At 70.4% G+C, this 16,341-nt stretch carries 16 protein-coding genes; 12 read left to right on the top strand and 4 right to left on the bottom strand.

The features are described from left to right. The first annotated feature begins 19 nt into the window (after positions 1-19). The 4 genes from QM714_RS10225 (at position 20) to QM714_RS10210 (ending at position 2,723) form a co-directional block, all read left to right on the top strand. A complete protein-coding gene (locus QM714_RS10225) occupies positions 20-1,000 on the top strand; it encodes an asparaginase (protein ID WP_415100080.1) in 981 nt (326 codons plus the stop codon). Between the two features lie 67 nt (positions 1,001-1,067). After that, positions 1,068-1,442, top strand: coding sequence for a helix-turn-helix domain-containing protein (locus QM714_RS10220; protein WP_415100078.1), 375 nt, complete (start codon positions 1,068-1,070; stop codon positions 1,440-1,442). A 136-nt stretch (positions 1,443-1,578) separates the two neighbouring features. Then, positions 1,579-2,214, top strand: a complete 636-nt coding sequence (locus tag QM714_RS10215) for a hypothetical protein (RefSeq protein ID WP_415100076.1) — start codon at positions 1,579-1,581, stop codon at positions 2,212-2,214. Positions 2,215-2,360: 146 nt separating this feature from the next. Beyond that, a complete protein-coding gene (locus QM714_RS10210) occupies positions 2,361-2,723 on the top strand; it encodes a phosphomannose isomerase type II C-terminal cupin domain (protein ID WP_415100074.1) in 363 nt (120 codons plus the stop codon). A gap of 13 nt (positions 2,724-2,736) precedes the next feature. Here QM714_RS10210 and QM714_RS10205 read toward each other — a convergent pair whose 3' ends face one another. Together QM714_RS10205 and gmd are read right to left on the bottom strand one after the other, a co-directional pair. Then, entirely contained in the window at positions 2,737-3,702 is a 966-nt protein-coding gene (locus QM714_RS10205; RefSeq protein WP_415100072.1) for a GDP-mannose 4,6-dehydratase, read from the bottom strand. Positions 3,703-3,740: 38 nt separating this feature from the next. Beyond that, positions 3,741-4,721: a GDP-mannose 4,6-dehydratase gene (gmd, locus tag QM714_RS10200; RefSeq protein WP_415100070.1), complete on the bottom strand. Its 981-nt coding sequence runs from the start codon at positions 4,719-4,721 to the stop codon at positions 3,741-3,743. Positions 4,722-4,855: 134 nt separating this feature from the next. Here gmd and QM714_RS10195 point away from each other — a divergent pair, with 134 nt between their 5' ends. Genes QM714_RS10195 through npdG form a run of 4 tightly spaced genes read left to right on the top strand, consistent with a single transcriptional unit; the run spans position 4,856 to position 8,071 of the window. After that, positions 4,856-5,407 carry a Uma2 family endonuclease gene (locus tag QM714_RS10195; protein WP_415100068.1) on the top strand — a complete coding sequence of 184 codons (552 nt, stop codon included), beginning with the start codon at positions 4,856-4,858 and terminating at the stop codon, positions 5,405-5,407. Between the two features lie 54 nt (positions 5,408-5,461). Next, complete coding sequence (gene galE / locus QM714_RS10190) at positions 5,462-6,466, top strand: UDP-glucose 4-epimerase GalE (protein WP_415100066.1); 1,005 nt, start codon at positions 5,462-5,464, stop codon at positions 6,464-6,466. Beyond that, a complete protein-coding gene (locus tag QM714_RS10185) occupies positions 6,463-7,326 on the top strand; it encodes an N-acetylmuramoyl-L-alanine amidase family protein (RefSeq protein WP_415100064.1) in 864 nt (287 codons plus the stop codon). The genes galE and QM714_RS10185 overlap by 4 nt, the downstream gene beginning before the upstream one ends. Before the next feature lie 43 nt (positions 7,327-7,369). Continuing rightward, positions 7,370-8,071, top strand: a complete 702-nt coding sequence (gene npdG, locus QM714_RS10180; RefSeq protein WP_415100062.1) for an NADPH-dependent F420 reductase — start codon at positions 7,370-7,372, stop codon at positions 8,069-8,071. Positions 8,072-8,085: 14 nt separating this feature from the next. On the opposite strand, the gene QM714_RS10175 is transcribed toward npdG, so the two are convergent. Both QM714_RS10175 and QM714_RS10170 read right to left on the bottom strand, forming a co-directional pair. Beyond that, entirely contained in the window at positions 8,086-8,982 is an 897-nt protein-coding gene (locus QM714_RS10175) for a dihydropteroate synthase (RefSeq protein ID WP_415100060.1), read from the bottom strand. A gap of 11 nt (positions 8,983-8,993) precedes the next feature. Beyond that, positions 8,994-9,755, bottom strand: a complete 762-nt coding sequence (locus QM714_RS10170) for a dihydrofolate reductase family protein (protein WP_415100058.1) — start codon at positions 9,753-9,755, stop codon at positions 8,994-8,996. A gap of 52 nt (positions 9,756-9,807) precedes the next feature. Between QM714_RS10170 and QM714_RS10165 the strand changes: the two genes are divergently transcribed. From QM714_RS10165 to QM714_RS10150, 4 genes are all read left to right on the top strand, one after another. Next, entirely contained in the window at positions 9,808-11,637 is a 1,830-nt protein-coding gene (locus QM714_RS10165) for a putative nucleotidyltransferase substrate binding domain-containing protein (protein WP_415100056.1), read from the top strand. After that, positions 11,616-12,287, top strand: a complete 672-nt coding sequence (locus tag QM714_RS10160; protein WP_415100054.1) for a PolC-type DNA polymerase III — start codon at positions 11,616-11,618, stop codon at positions 12,285-12,287. Before QM714_RS10165 ends, QM714_RS10160 begins: the two co-directional genes overlap by 22 nt. Before the next feature lie 70 nt (positions 12,288-12,357). Continuing rightward, positions 12,358-15,228, top strand: coding sequence for an AAA family ATPase (locus QM714_RS10155; protein ID WP_415100052.1), 2,871 nt, complete (start codon positions 12,358-12,360; stop codon positions 15,226-15,228). 4 nt (positions 15,229-15,232) lie between these two features. Beyond that, a complete protein-coding gene (locus tag QM714_RS10150) occupies positions 15,233-16,279 on the top strand; it encodes a 1-aminocyclopropane-1-carboxylate deaminase (RefSeq protein WP_415100050.1) in 1,047 nt (348 codons plus the stop codon). Positions 16,280-16,341: the final 62 nt, after the last annotated feature.

The raw sequence follows: 16,341 nt of genomic DNA, 5'->3' as shown, positions 1-16,341 counted from the left end.
GCCCCTACGCTTGGGCAGCATGTTCGAGGGTGCACAGCCGGTGGTGGCGGAGTTCCTCCGGTCCGGCTTCGTGGAGGGTCACCACTACGGGACCGTTGCGGCGCTGCGGGCCGACGGGAGCGTGGAGTGGACGGTCGGTGACGCACAGCGGCCGATGTTGCCGCGATCGAGCAACAAACCCCTGCAGGCGCTGGCGATGGTGCGGCTCGGCCTGGCCCTGCCCCCGGAGCTGCTCGCGCTCGCGTGTGCGTCGCACGTGGGTGAGGAGTTCCACATCGCCGGCGTGCGACGCATCCTGGCCGGGGCCGGCCTCGACGAGTCGGCCCTGCAGACTCCGCCGGACCTGCCGCTGGACGTCGCGGCCCGGGATGCGGTGCTGCGTTCGGGCGGTGCGCCGGCGCCGATCTGGATGAACTGCTCCGGCAAGCACGCCGCGATGCTGGCCACCTGCGTCCTCAACGGCTGGGACGTCGCGTCCTATCGCGATCCGGAGCACCCCTTGCAGCAGGCGATCGCCGAGACGTTCACCGAGTTCACCGGCGAACCGACGCAGGTCGCCGTGGACGGCTGCGGAGCCCCGCTGCTGTCCGCCTCGGCGGTGGGGCTGGCCCGGGCGTTCGGCCTGCTCGCGCGGGGCGTCGACGGGTCCGGCCGGGAGCACGCGCCGGCTCGTCAGGTGGCCGAGGCGATCCGCGGCTTCCCGGCGTACGTCTCCGGGAGCACCGAGAGCGACGCCTTCCTGCTGGCCGCTGTTCCGAGGGCGATCGGAAAGTGCGGCGCCGAGGGGTGCTATGCCGCGGCGCTCCCCGACGGACGGGCCTGGGTAGTCAAGATCGACGACGGTGGTGAGCGTGCGGCGCTGGTGGTGCTGGTGGCTGCCCTGCGGCGCAGTGGCGTCGATCGCGGGCCGGGGGTCGACGTCGAGGCGCTGACCCGCGTCGTCGACTGCCCGCTCCTGGGCGGTGGGGTCCGGGTCGGCGAGGTACGGGCCGTCCTCTGACGCCGTGGTGACTCAGATCACGTGCCCCCAGCTTGCAAGTGCTAACTTTTGCTAGCACTATGGAGACGTGGCCAGGTACAAGATGGGAATGAACGTCGGCGGCCTGGGCGACTACCTCAAGGAGCAGCGCCTCAACGCGCGGCTCTCGTTGCGGCAGCTCGCCGAGCAGGCCGGCGTCTCCAACCCCTACCTGAGCCAGATCGAGCGTGGTCTGCGCAAGCCCTCGGCCGAGGTCTTGCAGCAGATCGCGAAGGCGCTGCGGATCTCCGCCGAGCAGCTCTACGTCCGCGCCGGGATCCTCGATCCCTCGGACAGCGAGGTGGGTTCGGTCGAGTTGGCAGTCCTTGCGGACACCGGCCTGACCGAGCGGCAGAAGCAATCCCTGCTGGAGATCTACCAGTCCTTCGTCGCGGCCACCGCGGCGGAGGGCGGCAACCAATAGCACGACGGCGGGCGCGACGATCAGCCGCCGACCAGCCGTGGTCGCGACAAGACGACCACGGACCACAGACCACCAACCCGGCCACCCGCGCCGGGGCAGCGGCCCGGCAGCGCCGGGCCAGACAGGAGGAGCCGACATGGCTGAGACCAAGTTCGACATCCGCAACGAGGCCACCCGCCAGTTCTACGCCGGCATCGGCATCACCGACCTGGCCGTCGAGGTGTTCCGCGACTACGTCGCCGACATGTCCAAGCGGCTGACCGAGCTGCAGAAGAGCGTGGCCGAGCTCGACCTCGAGCCCGCCAGCCTGCGCAAGGAGGTCGAGACCCGCTTCGAGACGCTGTCCAAGGACGCCAAGGAGCGTCGCAAGCTGATCGAGAAGCGGATGGGCGACCTGCAGGCCGACTCCCTCGCGTTCCCGGCCAAGGTCACCGACCGGGTCGGCGAGCTGGTCAGCGACAACGTCGCCACCGTGAACAAGACCATGGACGACCTTGCCAAGCGCGGCGAGGACCTGGTCGGCCGGATCCGCCGCCAGGAGGCGACCCAGGAGACGGTGAAGGAGGCCAAGGTGACCGTGGCCAAGGCCAAGACCACCAAGACCCAGGCGACCAAGGCCGCCAAGAAGACTGCCGCCGCGAACAGGGCGACGGCCAAGAAGGCCACCGCTGCGCCGAAGTCCAGCGCCAAGGCGACCGCCACCGCTGCGAAGAAGACCGCGAAGAGCGCCGCCAAGGCCGTCGTCGACGCCGCCGAGAAGGTCGGCGACTGATCGAACGACGATCGACCGATTGATCCAGCCGAGGACTCCGGAGTTTCCGGGGTCCTCGGCCAATTCTCGGGTGCGGCTCCGCCGCGTGAGTTAGCCTTCCAGGAGACAGAAACGACCGGAAACGGCCGCTGCCCGAGGAGAACCCAGTGCCGCTCGACTTCGAGATTCGCCCGTGGGGGGCGTGGTATGTGCTCGATCAGGGCGACCTCTACAAGGTGAAGCGGATCGAGGTCGAGCCCGGCAAGCGGCTGTCCTTGCAGACCCATGTCCATCGCTCCGAGCATTGGTACGTCGTGACCGGGGTCGCCACGTGTCAGATCGGCGACCACGAGCGGGTCCTCCGTCAGGGCGAGTCGCTGGTCGTGCCGCAGGGGGTCGCACACCGGCTGGCCAATCTGCACGACGAGCCGTTGCTGGTCATCGAGGTCCAGCACGGGGATTACCTCGGCGAGGACGACATCTGCCGTCTCGCCGACGACTACGGCCGCCAGGCCCCCGTCGAGACCTGAGGACGCGGGGGCGTCAGCTAGAAGCGAGGTCCGCGTCGACCATCCGGGCGACGAGCTCGGTGAAGCCGACGGTGGGTGTCCAGCCCAGTACGTCGTGGGCCAGGGTGGCGTCGCCGCGCAGCTCGACGGCGTCGACCGGGCGGACCAGATCGGAGTCGACGCTCACGTAGCGTGCCCAGTCGTCGACGCCGGCTCGGGCGAAGGCCGCTGACACGAAGTCGCGCACGGAGTGGGCCACCCCGGTCGCGACCACGAAGTCCTGCGCGAGGTCGGCCCGGGCCGCGCGGACCAACGCGTCGACGTAGTCCGGCGCCCAGCCCCAGTCCCGCCGCGCCTCGAGGTTGCCGAGCACCAGCCGGTCGGCACGCTTGCGGGCGATGGCGGCCACGGTCGAGGTGATCTTGCGCGTGACGAACTGGGCCGGCCGTCGCGGCGACTCGTGGTTGTAGAGGATCGCCGAGACGGCGTGCAAGCCCCGCTCCCGATGTTCGGCGATGCCGGCATGTGCACGCGCCTTCGCCGCGCCGTACGGATTCACCGGCCGCACCGGGGTCTGCTCGTCTTGCGGGCTCTGCTCGGGCTGCCCGAAGATCTCGGCGCTCGACGCCTGCACGAAGCGGACCGGGGCACCGGTGCGCTGCTGCGCTCGCAGCGCCGCGTCCATCAGCGCCAGCGCCGCGGTGGCGTTGACCGCCTCGACCAGCTCCGGCTCCTGCCAGGAGCGCGCCACGGAGCTGACCGCGGCCAGGTTGTAGATCTCGTCGGGTGCCAGCTCCCGGACCAGACCCCCGACTGCCTTGTGGTCGGTCAGATCGCCGATGTGCAGGACAACCTCGTCGGGGCAGTACGCCGGTCGTGGTCGGTCGCGCGCCTCGGAGGGGTGGTGCAGCGCGTGGACCTCGACCCCGTCGGCGAGGAGTCGCTCGGCGAGGTAGCTGCCGTCCTGGCCGCTGATCCCGGTGACCAGGGCACGCCGCACGCCAGGTGCCCTGGGGCCTTGGTTCGTCGGGGGGAGGGTCACCAGCCGGCCTCGAGCGCGGCGATGTCCGCGTCGACCATCATCGCGACCAGCTCCTCGAAGCCGACGCGCGGCTTCCAGCCGAGCTTGTCGCGGGCCTTGCTCGCATCGCCGACCAGGCGGTCCACCTCTGCAGGTCGCATGAAGCGGGGGTCCTGGCGGACATAGCGCTGCCAGTCGTCGATGCCGACATGCGCGAACGCCGTCGCCACGAACTCCCTGATCGAGTGGGTCTCGCCGGTGGCGATCACGTAGTCATCAGGCTCGTCCTGCTGCAGCATCAGCCACATCGCCTCGACGTAGTCGCCGGCGAACCCCCAGTCACGCTGGGGGTCGAGGTTGCCCAGCACCAGCGCGTCGGCCCGGTCCAGGCTGATGGCAGCGACGGCCTGGCTGATCTTCCGAGTGACGAACTCCGGCCCCCGCCGAGGTGACTCGTGGTTGAACAGGATCCCCGAGGACGCGTGCATGCCATAGCTCTCGCGGTAGTTCACCGTCATGTGATGGCCGAAGACCTTGCTGACGCCGTAGGGCGAGCGCGGCCAGAGCAGGGTCCGCTCGTGCTGCGGAGTCTCTTGGACCTTGCCGAACATCTCCGAGCTGGACGCCTGGTAGAAGCGCACCCTGCTCGGGTCCTCCCCGCAGTGCAGCCGAAGCGACTCCAGCACGGTCAGCACGCCCTTGGCGGTGACGTCCGCGGTGAGCGCGGCGTTCTCCCAGGAATAGGCGACGAACGAGACGGCGCCGAGGTTGTAGACCTCGTCGGGGTCGGAGTCGCGGAGCGCGCGGATCAGGCTGCTCATGTCCGTCAGGTCGCCGGCGTGCAAGGTGACGTCGGGCAGCAGATCCTCGACGAGGCCGCGCTTGGGGTTGTTCTGCCCGCGGATGACGCCGTGGACGTCGTACCCCTTCGCGACCAGGAGCTCGGCGAGGTAGAGCCCGTCCTGACCGGTGATGCCGGTGATGAGTGCGCGGGGCATGCGGTGATTGTGTCAGGGCGGTTAGCCGGGGGCCTGTGGAGGAGCGGATGCGGGCCGCGGCCGGCTCTGGTTCGCTGGACGGGCCGAGAGCTCAACCCAGATCAGGGTGGACCAGATGACAGCAGGGAGGGACCATGGATGTCATGACGATGGTGCGGAGCAGCGGACTGATCACTCGTGAGGAGCGCGACGCACTGCCCGACGACGGTCGTCGCCACGAGCTCATCGACGGGATGCTCATCGTGACGCCGTCGCCCGGCTTCCCCCACCAGACGGTGGTCGGTCGGCTTCATCTCGCTCTCCAGCCGGTGTGTCCGCCAGAGCTGCGGGTGATCCTCGGCCCCTTCGACGTGGCACTGGCCGAGGACACCGTCGTCGTGCCCGACCTGGTGGTGGCGTCACTGTCCTCGTTCACCCCGCGAGATCTGCCGACGAGCCCGCTGCTGGCGATCGAGGTGCTCTCCCCGAGTACACGGCGGTACGACCAGACGCTGAAGAAGGCGCGGTACGCCGCTGCCGGGTGCCAGGCGTACTTGCTGGTCGACCCGATCGAGCCCTCGATAACCGCCTTCGAGCTTCGCGACGGCGACTATGTCGAGGTTGCCTCGTCGGCCGGTGATGACCCGTGCGAGCTGGTCTGGCCCTTCCCTGTGACGCTTGTTCCCGCCGAGCTGGTCCGCCCGTAGGATCACGCGCCAGGGTTTCGGTCCCTGCAGCGGTCGGTCGATAGGCTGGTGGCCATGAAGGTTCTGGTCACCGGCGGCGCCGGCTACATCGGGTCAACCACGGCGAAGGCGCTCGAGGAGGCGGGGCACACGCCGGTGATCCTCGACTCGCTGCTGACCGGGCCGTTGGCGTTCGTGCGGGACCGGATCTTCTACGAGGGCGATATCGCCGACCGTGCGCTGGTGCGGCGGGTCGTCGACGAGCACCCCGACATCGAGGCGACCATCCACATGGCCGCGCGGATCGTGGTGCCGGAGTCGGTGGAGAAGCCCTATGAGTACTACCGCGACAACGTCGCCAAGTCGCTGGAACTCTTCGACGAGCTGGCCGGGCTGGGCAAGGGTCGAGTGCTCTTCTCCTCGTCGGCTTCGCTCTACGCGCTGAAGCCGGACTTCGAGGTCACCGAGGCGGACGCGCTGGCGCCCAGTTCGCCCTACGCCCGCACCAAGCGGATGATGGAAGAGGTCCTCACCGACCTCGCGGCCGCGACCGATCTGCGGGCGATCATCCTGCGCTACTTCAACCCGATCGGCTCCGACCCGGACCTCGAGTCCGGGATCTATGCCAAGGAGCCGTCCCACGTCCTCGGTCAGCTGGTGATGGCCGCCCGCGGCCAGAAGGACCACTTCACCATCACCGGGGTCGACCACCCGACCCGTGACGGCACCGGGATCCGTGACTACATCCACGTCTGGGACCTGGCCCGCGCTCACGTGCGGGCGATCGAGCGGTTCGACGAGGTCATCGCGGCGACGGGGAGGCCGAGCGTGGTCCTCAACGTCGGCACCGGCAGCGGGGTCACCGTGCGGGAGCTGGTCGCCGCCTTCGAACGGGTCTTCGGGCAGCCGGTGCCCGTGGCAGAAGCGCCGCCGCGACCCGGCGATGCCGTCGGCGCCTTCGCCAACGTGGACAAGTCCCGCGAGCTCTTGGATTGGGTGACCGAGCTGAGCCTCGACGACGCCATCGCCTCGGCGCTGGCCTGGGGTGAGAAGCGCAAGGAAATCCTGGGCTACGAATGAGCCACCCCACGAAACCAGCCCGCCGGAGCCTTCGGTGTGACCTGTTCCTCGGCCTCTCACTGGTCGTCGCGTTGGCTGTCTCGCTCGGCCTGACGGTCGCACCCGCGGACGCGCGAGTCGCCGACCGCGACCTCTACGCGGCTGGCGCGCGATCGGCAGACGGACCGGCAGCGGGGAAGCGACTCTCCGGGCGGATCGTCGTGCTCGACCCCGGGCACCAACTCGGCAACCACAACTTCCCGGACCAGATCAACCGTCTGGTTCCGGCGGGCGGCTTCAAGAAGGCGTGCAACACGACGGGCACGGCGACCGACGGCGGCTATCCAGAAGCAACCTTCACCTTCGAGGTGTCCCGCCTCCTGCGCAAACGCCTCGAGGCGGCCGGTGCCGACGTGATCATGACCAGGAAGACCAACAGCGAGAAGCGCTGGGGCCCGTGCATCAACGTGCGCGGGCGGGCCGGCAACAAGGCTGGCCCGGACCACACCGGCGCGGATCTGAAGATCAGCATCCATGGCGACGGCAACATCGGCGGTGGACCCGGCTTCCATGTGATCGCACCGACCGACCGCAAGCCGTGGACGCACGACATCTACAAGCCGTCCCGGCGGCTGGCCAAGGTGGTGCGGCACAAGTTGCACCAGGGCGCGCACCTGCCCTACGCCGGCTACATCGCCGGAGGCGACGGCCTCGACTTCCGCTCCGACCTGGGCACCTTGAACCTCTCCGACATCCCGACCGTGATGGTCGAGATGGGCAACATGCGCTCGGCGGCCGACGCCCACCGGATGACCACGGTCAAGGGCCGCAAGGTCTACGCGCGGGCGCTCTTCCGAGCCATCCGCGCCTACCTGGCGTGACCGTCGCCAGGTGACCACTGGGAGTCGCGCTACAGTGCCCGCCGTGTCAGATGCTGCTGCTCCCGCCGGGGACCCCGCGAGCGGCGGCGCGGTCGACGTACGTCAACTCACCGTGGCCGTGCTCGGCGGGACCGGCCCGCAGGGACGCGGCCTGGCCAGACGGTTCGCAGCGGGTGGTCTGCGGGTGGTGATCGGCAGCCGCAGCGCCGATCGAGCCGCAGAGGTGGCGGCCGACATCGGCGCAGGCGTCTCCGGCGCCGTCAACCTGGCCGCCGCCGAGACCGCCGACGTCGTCGTGGTCGCGGTGCCCTGGGCTGCGCACGCCGACCTGCTCGCCGAGGTCGCCGAAGCGATGGCCGGCAAGGTGGTGGTCGACTGCGTCAACCCACTGGGGTTCGACAAGCAGGGCGTCTATGCGCTCGCCGTGCCCGAGGGCTCGGCAGCCCAGCAGGCGGCCGGCCTGCTGCCGGAGTCGCAGGTGGTGGGCGCCTTCCACAACGTGAGTGCGTCGCTGCTCGAAGACCCCGACGTGACCACCTTCGACATGGACGTGCTGGTGGTGGGCGACGACCGTGCCGCGACCGACCTGGTGTGCGCGCTGGTCGAGGTGCTGCCCGGGACGCGCGGGGTGTACGCCGGCCGCTTGCGCAACGCGCACCAGGTGGAGGCACTGACCGCCAACCTGATCTCGATCAACCGCCGCTACCGCGTCCACGCCGGACTGCGGGTGACCGACGTCCGCTGACCCTAGAACGCGCCCTACTCCGCGGACAGGCACTGCATCGCGTCCAGCACCACCCGCACCTGGGGGACCTCGTGGGTGCGGAACAGGCCGGTGCCGCCGAGCCGGGCGAGGACGGCGAAGAACTGCTCGGCGCTGCGGAAGTGCTCCTGGAAGAGGTCGATAGCGTGCGGCAGGGCGTGGCAGATCGGCAGGCCGAGGGTGCGCAGCTCGAAGGTGCGGAGCAGCACCTTGGTCTGATACTCGATGCGGACCTGGGCGTCGACGAGGTTGCCGTAGTAGAAGCCCAGGCCCGGGTCGATGACCAGTCGCTCCACCCCCGCCTCACGAGCACGGGCGACCCGCTCGGTGAAGTGGGAGAGGTAGCCGGGCATCGGATCACCCTCCTCCTCGACGTCGGTGATCTCGCGCGCGTCGGAGCCGACGATCGAGCAGAGGATGAGCGTGGCGTCGTACTCCGCTGTCAGGGCGTAGATCGTCTCCTCGTGGGCGCGCCCGGTGAAGTTGAGCACGGCGGCGCCGGCGTCGAGGCAGGCCCGGGCGACCTCGGGGTGGTAGGTCTCGGCCGAGACGATCACACCGTCGCGCGCGAGCGCCTTGATCGGCGGGACCATCAGCTCGATCTGACGGGTGGCGTCGACACGGGCGGCCGGAGCGTTGGTGGACTCTGCCCCGATGTCGACCAGGTCCGCGCCCTCGGCCGTCATCAACAGCCCGCGCCGGATCGCGTCCTCGGTCGTCGGGGCAATGCTCTCCCGGTAGGACGAGTCGGGGGAGAGGTTCAACGTGCCCATCACCACGGGCGTCGTGTCCGAATCGATCACTCGGTCACCGAGCCTGATCGGAGCGACCGGTGCCTGCAGAGCGTCCGGCTCGGCAGTGGCGAGTCGCGCCAGGGCATCGAGGGTGATCACAGGGTGCGAGTCTACGAGCCGGCCGCAGTGCCGCCCGGCCAACATCCGGTGCGGACATAGCGTGCGAACAGGAACGACTCGTGCTCGACAAGCTGGACCAGGTCGTACGGCGCCGGCTCGGCCGCGTCGGCACCGGCCCGTGCGGTGGTCGGGCCGTAGGTCGGCAGCCGGGGTGAGACGGTCAGGTCGAACTCGTCGACCAGATCCTCGGCCGCGAACGACGCCAGCAGGACCGGCCCGCCCTCGCAGTTGATGCGGGTCAGCCCACGCTCGTGCAGTGCCGCCACGATCGCGGCTGCGCTGACCGCCTCGCCGGGAAGCCGCACCACCTCGGCGTGCTCCTCGGCGCGGGCGAGCGCATCGGGGGTCGCCAGGTCACTCGTGATCACGATCGGGGTTACGGCTGACTCACCGAACGCCGCCTCGGTCCAGGGCAGGTCGAGGCTGGCGCTGACAATGGCCAGGGTCGGCGCCGGACCGAGCCCGTCGGCGCGACGGTCCGCGGCGTCCGCAGCGGCCGCCTTGATCGCGCCGTACCGCTCGATCCGCATCGTCGCCGCTCCGATCAACACCACGTCGGCCAATCGCCGGATCTCGGCCATCAGGTCCCGGTCGGCCTCGCTGGACACCGATCCGCTCCGGTTGTCCGCGCCGGTCACGCCGCCGTCGAGCCCGCGCAGCATCGTCATCCGCAGCCACGGCCGGCCCTCTGGCCAGGGGTAGGCACCTCGGATCGGGTCGCTGGTGTCGGTGCCGCCGATCAGGGTCCGCATGCCAGGGATGCTACGGCGTGGGACTGGACGCCCGGGGCCTACGCTGGCGTCCGTGCAGGAGTTCGTCGACTTCCTCGGCAAGCAGGCGCCGTACGACGCGCTGGACGCCGACGACCTGGAGCGGCTGGCGCGGCGGGTCGAGGTGGAGTACTTCCCGCAGGGTGCCACCATCGTCGCCGCCGATGCCGAGCGACTCGAGCAGATGATGGTCGTGCGGACCGGACTGGTGCACCTCTTGAATCGGGGCCGGATCGTCGACGAGTTGGGGCCCGGTGACACCTTCGGGCAGCTCTCGGTGCTCAGCGGCATCGCGCCGTCGATGACGGCGGTCGCAGCATCGGACACGCTGGTCTATCTGCTGCCCGATCCGCGGTCGGTGCTCGACCAGCCCGAGCGGCTCGTGTTCACTCGGGAGGCGCCCAACGCTCGGAGCCTGCTCAGCGGAGCCGCCGACTACGGCTTGCGGCCGGTCTCGGAGTTCCTCCGACCGCTGCTGTGGGCCGCGCCCGACCAGCCGATCCGTGACGCGGCCCGGGCAATGACCGAGGCGCGTCAGTCCTGCGTCGTGGTCGACCTCGGAGGCGCACTTGAGGCTGGTCTGGGCAATGGTCTGGGCATTGTCACCGACAGTGACTGCCGCCGGCTGGTCGCGACCGGTGAGGTGCCGATCGACGCACCGGTCTCGACCATTCTCACCTCACCAGTGCGCACCATCGAGGCGAGCGACCCCGCCGCGACGGCGTTCTTGACCATGGTCCAGCACGGCGTCCACCACCTGGTCGCGACCGGCGAGGACGGCCGCCCGGTCGGGGTGTGTCGGGTGGTCGACCTGTCCAGCTCCGACATCCGCGATCCGCTCGCCCTGCGCGGCGCCATCGACGCGGCCGACACAGTCGAGGAGCTGGCCACGGCTGCGGCGGCGATCCGACCCGCGGTCGTCGAGATGTACGACGCCGGCGTGCCCCCGCTGCGCATCGGTGCCCTGACGGCCGCCCTGATCGAGTCGGTGGTCGAGAAGTGCATCGGTTGGACCGACCCGTTTGCCGGCCGGTCCGACGAGTTCGGGTGGCTGCTGTTGGGGTCGCTCGCCCGTCGCGAACCACTCCCGGCCTCCGATGTGGACACCGCGTTGGTGTGGCGCGCGCCGTCGTACGCCGACCGCCCCGACGAGCTCCGCGAGGCGGCCGGTCAGGTGCTGGAGCTCGTCGAGCAGTGCGGCCTGGAGCGGTGTCCGGACGGGGCCAACGCGGACGGGCCGCTGTTCAACCGGCCGATCGAGGTCTGGGTGGAGCGGGCGCGGCACTGGGAGGAGCACTCGGACGGCCCTGGGGCATTGCTGCTGGCGTCCATGCTCACCGACTCGCGGCCGATCACGGGGCTCAAGCTCGGTCGGGAGTTGGCCGATCGAGTGCGGTCCACCCCGGAGAACCCGCTGTTCCGCAAGCGGATGCTGGCCGAAGCGCTGGCGAGGAAGCCGCCGGTCGGCTTCGTCAAGGAGTTCGTGGTCGAGTCCGGTGGGAAGCATCGCGGCGAGCTGGACCTCAAGCGCTATGGGCTGGCGCCGGTGGTGGCTCTGGGCCGGTGGATCGGGATCTGCACCGCTGCGCCGATCGGCTCCACGCCGGCGCGGCTCGCGCTCGGCGAAGAGGCCGAGCTGCTCACCCGCGACGAGGCGCAGCAGCTGCGGCACGCCTTCGAGGAGATGTACGAACTGCTCTTCGCAGCCGAGGCCGAGGCCATCCGATCCGGTCGGGCAACCTCGACCTATCTGGATCCGTCCTCGCTGGACACCCTCTCGCGACGGCACCTGCGGGAGTCTTTCAAGGCGATCTCGCGAGTCCAGGAGCGGCTGGAGGGCCGATGGGTCTCGCGGCGGCGGTGAGGTCGGTCGGGCGCTGGGCTTCGGGGCCGCGACCCTGGCCGGAGCCCGACGACCTGCCGTGGCGATCGGTCTCCTTCGCCGTCGTCGACGTGGAGACCACCGGGCTGGACCTACGCCGTGACGAGGTGATCTCGATCGGAGTGGTCCCTGTCGTGGGCGGCCGGATCGCGGCCGGTCGGTGGTATCAGGTCGTCCGGCCGGACCGGGCCATCACGCCGGCGTCGATGAAGGTGCACACCCTGACCCCCGACGAGGTGGCCACTGCTCCGCGGCTCGACGAGATGCTCGATGCGCTGCACGGCGTCCTGTACGGGCGTGTCGTCGTCGCTCACGCGGCCTGGGTGGAGCGCGGCTTCCTCGACCGTGCCCTGCGCGTCCGGGGCGAGCGGCTGCCCGACGGTCTGGTGGACACCGCCGCGTTGGCTCGAGCCGTTGGCCTGCGTGCCCCGGGGTCTCGCGAGCCCGACCTCGAGGAGCTCGCGGCCGAGCTGGGCCTGCCGGTGCACACCCCTCACCACGCCCTCGGCGATGCGATGACGACCGCGGAGGTCCTGCTCGTGCTGGCCACCCGGTTGGAGGATGCGGTCGACGGGGATCTCACCGTGCGTGACCTGGTGCGCCTGACGAAACGACATCCGTTGGCTGGCTGACTGGGCGAGGTGTGCGCCCAGGCGTCGCCAAGGCCAAGAGCTAGCTGCGACGCTCCACTAGCCTGGACCCATGCCGTCCCGGGTCTCGCCGATGACCGGCCTCATCGAGCGGGAGGCCGAGGCTGCGACATTGTCAGCCCGGCTCACCGACGCCGTGGCCGGTCGCGGAGCGATCGTCAGCATCCTGGGCGAGGCGGGCCTCGGCAAGACCGCGTTGGCCGGCGGCCTGGCCAAGGAGGCCGAGCGGTCCGGCGTCCGCGTCCTGTGGGCCAGCGCCGGTGAGCTGGAGCGCCGGACACCCTTCGGCGTCGTACGACGACTCTTCGACCGCGCCCTGATGGACCTAAGCGAGTCGACTCGCACTGGTGTCACCGCCGGTCCGGCGCAGGTGGCCAGCCGTCATGTGCTCGAGGTCGCCGAGGATCCGGTCGACCAGGCCGCGATGTTCGCCAGCCTCTACTGGCTCCTCGACGGGCTCGCCGCACTCGGCCCGGTGCTGGTAGTCCTCGACGACGCTCCGTGGGCCGACGAGGACTCCCTGCTCTTCCTGCGCAGCATTGCCGATCGGATCACTGATCTGCCGGTGCTGGTGGTGCTGACGGCCCGCGACACCCAGCCTTCGGGCCGCAGTCCAGGGCTGGCCGCGCTGCTTGCAGACAGGCAGGCGACCGTGCTCCGTCTGCGACCGCTGAGTCCGCCCGCGGTGGCGACGCTCCTCATGGTCGAGCCAGTCCCGGCGGAGGCGGTCTTTGCCGAGCTCGCCACGACAGCAGCTGAGATCACCGGTGGCGTCCCGTTCCTCGTGCTCGCCCTGGCGGGGTTGCTCCGGGAGACGCTCACCGAGCAGAGCGGGGACCCGATCCGCGAGGTGGACCTGGTCCGCACCCTGGTCCCGGAGAGCGTGGTCGATTCGGTGGTCGCACGACTCGGCGCCCTGAACGAGGATGCTCTCCGGGTGGCGCAGGCGGTCGCCGTGCTTGAGCGGGCGCCGCTGCGGGTGGTCGCCGATCTCGTCGGTCTCTCGCCTGGCCGCACCGCGACGGCGGTCGATCTGCTCAGGGAGGCCGGTCTGCTCGGGGATGACAAGCCGCTGCGCTTCCGGCACGACCTCCTGCGCAGCGCGGTCGCCAGGGCGATCCGGCCGGCCGAGACCGAGGTGCTGCGCCGGTCTGCTGCCCGTCTGCTCGCAGACGGTGTCGGCGAGCACCAAGCGGCAGCGCAGCTCCTCGAGGTCGACGGGGTGGGGGACGCGTGGGCAGTCGACCTGCTCTGTCGCGCGGCCGACTCGGCGCTCGTCAGCGGAGCGCCCAAGTCGGCGATCGCGTTGTTGCGGCGCGCAGCCGCGGAGCCGCCGACACCCGAGAGGCGCGGCGAGGTCCTTCTCACCCTCGGCCTGACCGAGCTTCGAGACGCCGACCCGGCATGTGTGGACACCTTGACGACCGCGCACGCGCTGGTCGCCGACCCCGTCGCCCGAGCCCGCTGTGCGTTGGCGCTCGCCTCGGCGTTCGGCTACGCCGGGTTCCACTCGCGGGCGATCGAGGTGCTGGAGCGGGCGCTCTCGGAGATCGGCGAGGCACCCACCGACCCTGCATCGATCGACCCTGAGCTGGTCGGTGAGGTGGAGGCGGGCCTGATCGAGGCCAGCTTGTTGGTGCCGAGCGCCATCCCTTCTGCCCGCGCGCGGCTGGCCAGTCTCGGGCCCTTGTCCGGGCGGACGCGCGGCGAACGGCTGCTGCTGATCCAGCAGGCGAGCAACGCCAGCGGCACCAACCAGCACGCCGACGTTATCCGCGGCTACGCACGCCGAGCCATCGGCGACTGGTCCAGCGCCGAACAGCAGCCGGAGAGCACCAAATGGGCCTGGGCGCGGCTCTTCCTCTCCGCTGCCGGGGACTACGACGAAGTGCGCGACTTGGCGACCGCCGCGATCGCCGACTCGGCAGCGAACGGCTCGGTGCTCGGCTACGTCACCGCGTCGTTCGTCCGGGGGATGGCGCTGTGGTGGGCCGGCGACCTGGTGGCCGCCGAGGCCGACTTCCAGGCGATGCTCGATCGGGCCGAACTGCTGGGCGGGGGCATCCTGGTCCAGACCCTGGCGTTCGGTGGCCTGGCGCAGACGCTGACCGAGCAGGGTCGAGTCGAGGAGGCGCAGGCGATCCTGACCCGACTGCCGGCGATCGACCTCCCTGCCGATGCGCCGGTCAACGGCGCCGTTCAGCTGCTCCGGGCACGATCGCTCACCAGAGCAGCGTCAGGAGACCACGAGGGTGCGATCGAGGACGCCGAGTGCTGTGCACGGCGGATGCAGGACCTGGACGTGGACTCGCCAACCTGGGCGAGCTGGCGCTCCTTGGCGATCCCACCGCTGGGAGCGCTCGGCCGAGGCGCCCAGGCGCAACAGTTGGCCGTGGAGGAGCTTGCGCTGTGCGAGCGTAGTGGAGTGCCGCGCCTGATCGGACAAGCATTGCGGCTGGCCGCACACTGCGGCCTGCCAGGCGAGCTCGGCTTGTTGCGCCGTGCGGTCGAGGTTCTCGACGGCACCCAGGCTCGGCTCGAGCTGGCCAGGGCACAGGTCGCCTACGGTGCTGGGCTGCGCCGCGCAGGCCGTCGGGTCGAGGCACGGGAGCTGCTGCTGTGCGGACGGGCATTGGCGGCGCAGTGCTCGGCCGCGCCGCTGGTCGCCCTCGCCGAGGTGGAGCTGGCGGCAGCCGGTGGTCGCACCCGACGACTGGAGGTCACCGGTGTCGGCGCACTGACCGCCAGCGAGCGCCGGGTGTGCGAGCTGGCCCGCGACGGGCTGCGCAACCGGGAGATCGCTCAGCAACTCTTCGTGACCCAGAAGACCGTCGAGGTCCATCTCTCCCGCTCCTACCGGAAGTTGGGCATCGCCGGTCGCGAGGGGCTCGCAGAGGCACTGCACATTGACGCCCTAGGGTGAGCGCATGAGAAGCCTTGCTGACTTCCGTCGTGAGCCGTTGTTGTTCGGACCGTCGCCGGTCCATCCACTGCCGCGGCTGTCCGAGGCGCTCGGCGGGCAGGTCGAGATCTGGGCGAAGCGGGAGGACTGCAACTCGGGGATCGCGTTCGGTGGCAACAAGGTGCGCAAGCTGGAGTACCTCGCCGCCGAAGCTCTCGACACCGGCTGCGACACCTTGGTCTCGATCGGCGGCATCCAGTCCAACCACACTCGCCAGGTCACCGGCGTGGCCTGCCATCTCGGGCTCAAGGCGGTCACGGTGCAAGAGGGCTGGGTGGACTACAGCGACCTCGCCTACGACAAGGTCGGCAACATCCAGCTCACCCGGATCATGGGCGGTGATGTGCGCATCGACCCCGCTGGCTTCGATATCGGCATGCGTGACTCGTGGAAGCGGGCGTTGGACTCGGTCGTCGAGGCAGGCGGGACGCCGTATCCCATCCCGGCCGGTGCTTCGGACCACCCGCTAGGCGGCCTTGGCTTCGCCAACTGGGCCGTCGAGGTGGAGGCGCAGGAGGCCGAGCTGGGCGTCTTCTTCGACACCGTCATCGTGTGCACCGTCACCGGATCCACCCATGCCGGCATGGTCGCTGGCTTCGCCCTGTCCGACCGGCCCGGGCGGCGCGTGCTGGGCATCGACGCCTCGGGGACCCTGACTCAGACCCGTGACCAGGTCTGGCGGATCGCGTCCGACACGGCCGACAAGATCGGTCTAGGTCGGCCGCTTCGCGAGGACGAGCTGAGTTTGGTGGACGGGTACGTCGGACCGGCGTACGGCCTCCCCGACGCGCAGACGGTCGACGCGATCCAGTTGGCCGCCCGGACCGAGGGGATGCTGACCGACCCGGTCTACGAGGGCAAGTCGATGGCCGGCCTGATCGGTCTAGTCCGCTCCGGTGAGATCCCGCCGGGCTCCCGAGTGCTCTATGCCCACCTCGGTGGCCAGCCGGCCCTCTCGGCGTACGCCGGCTACCCCGGCCTCGGCTCCCCCGAGCGGGAGCTCTCGCACTGACGCCGACACGCGGTCGCTCGGCACCGTCTCGCCGCTGGAGAGTCCCCGCTTGCCCAAACATC

Source organism: Nocardioides sp., assembly GCF_047602075.1.
Lineage (GTDB): Bacteria > Actinomycetota > Actinomycetes > Propionibacteriales > Nocardioidaceae > Nocardioides.
The sequence above is the reverse complement of the archived record's forward strand: the minus strand, read 5'-3'. Positions and strand labels throughout refer to the sequence as shown.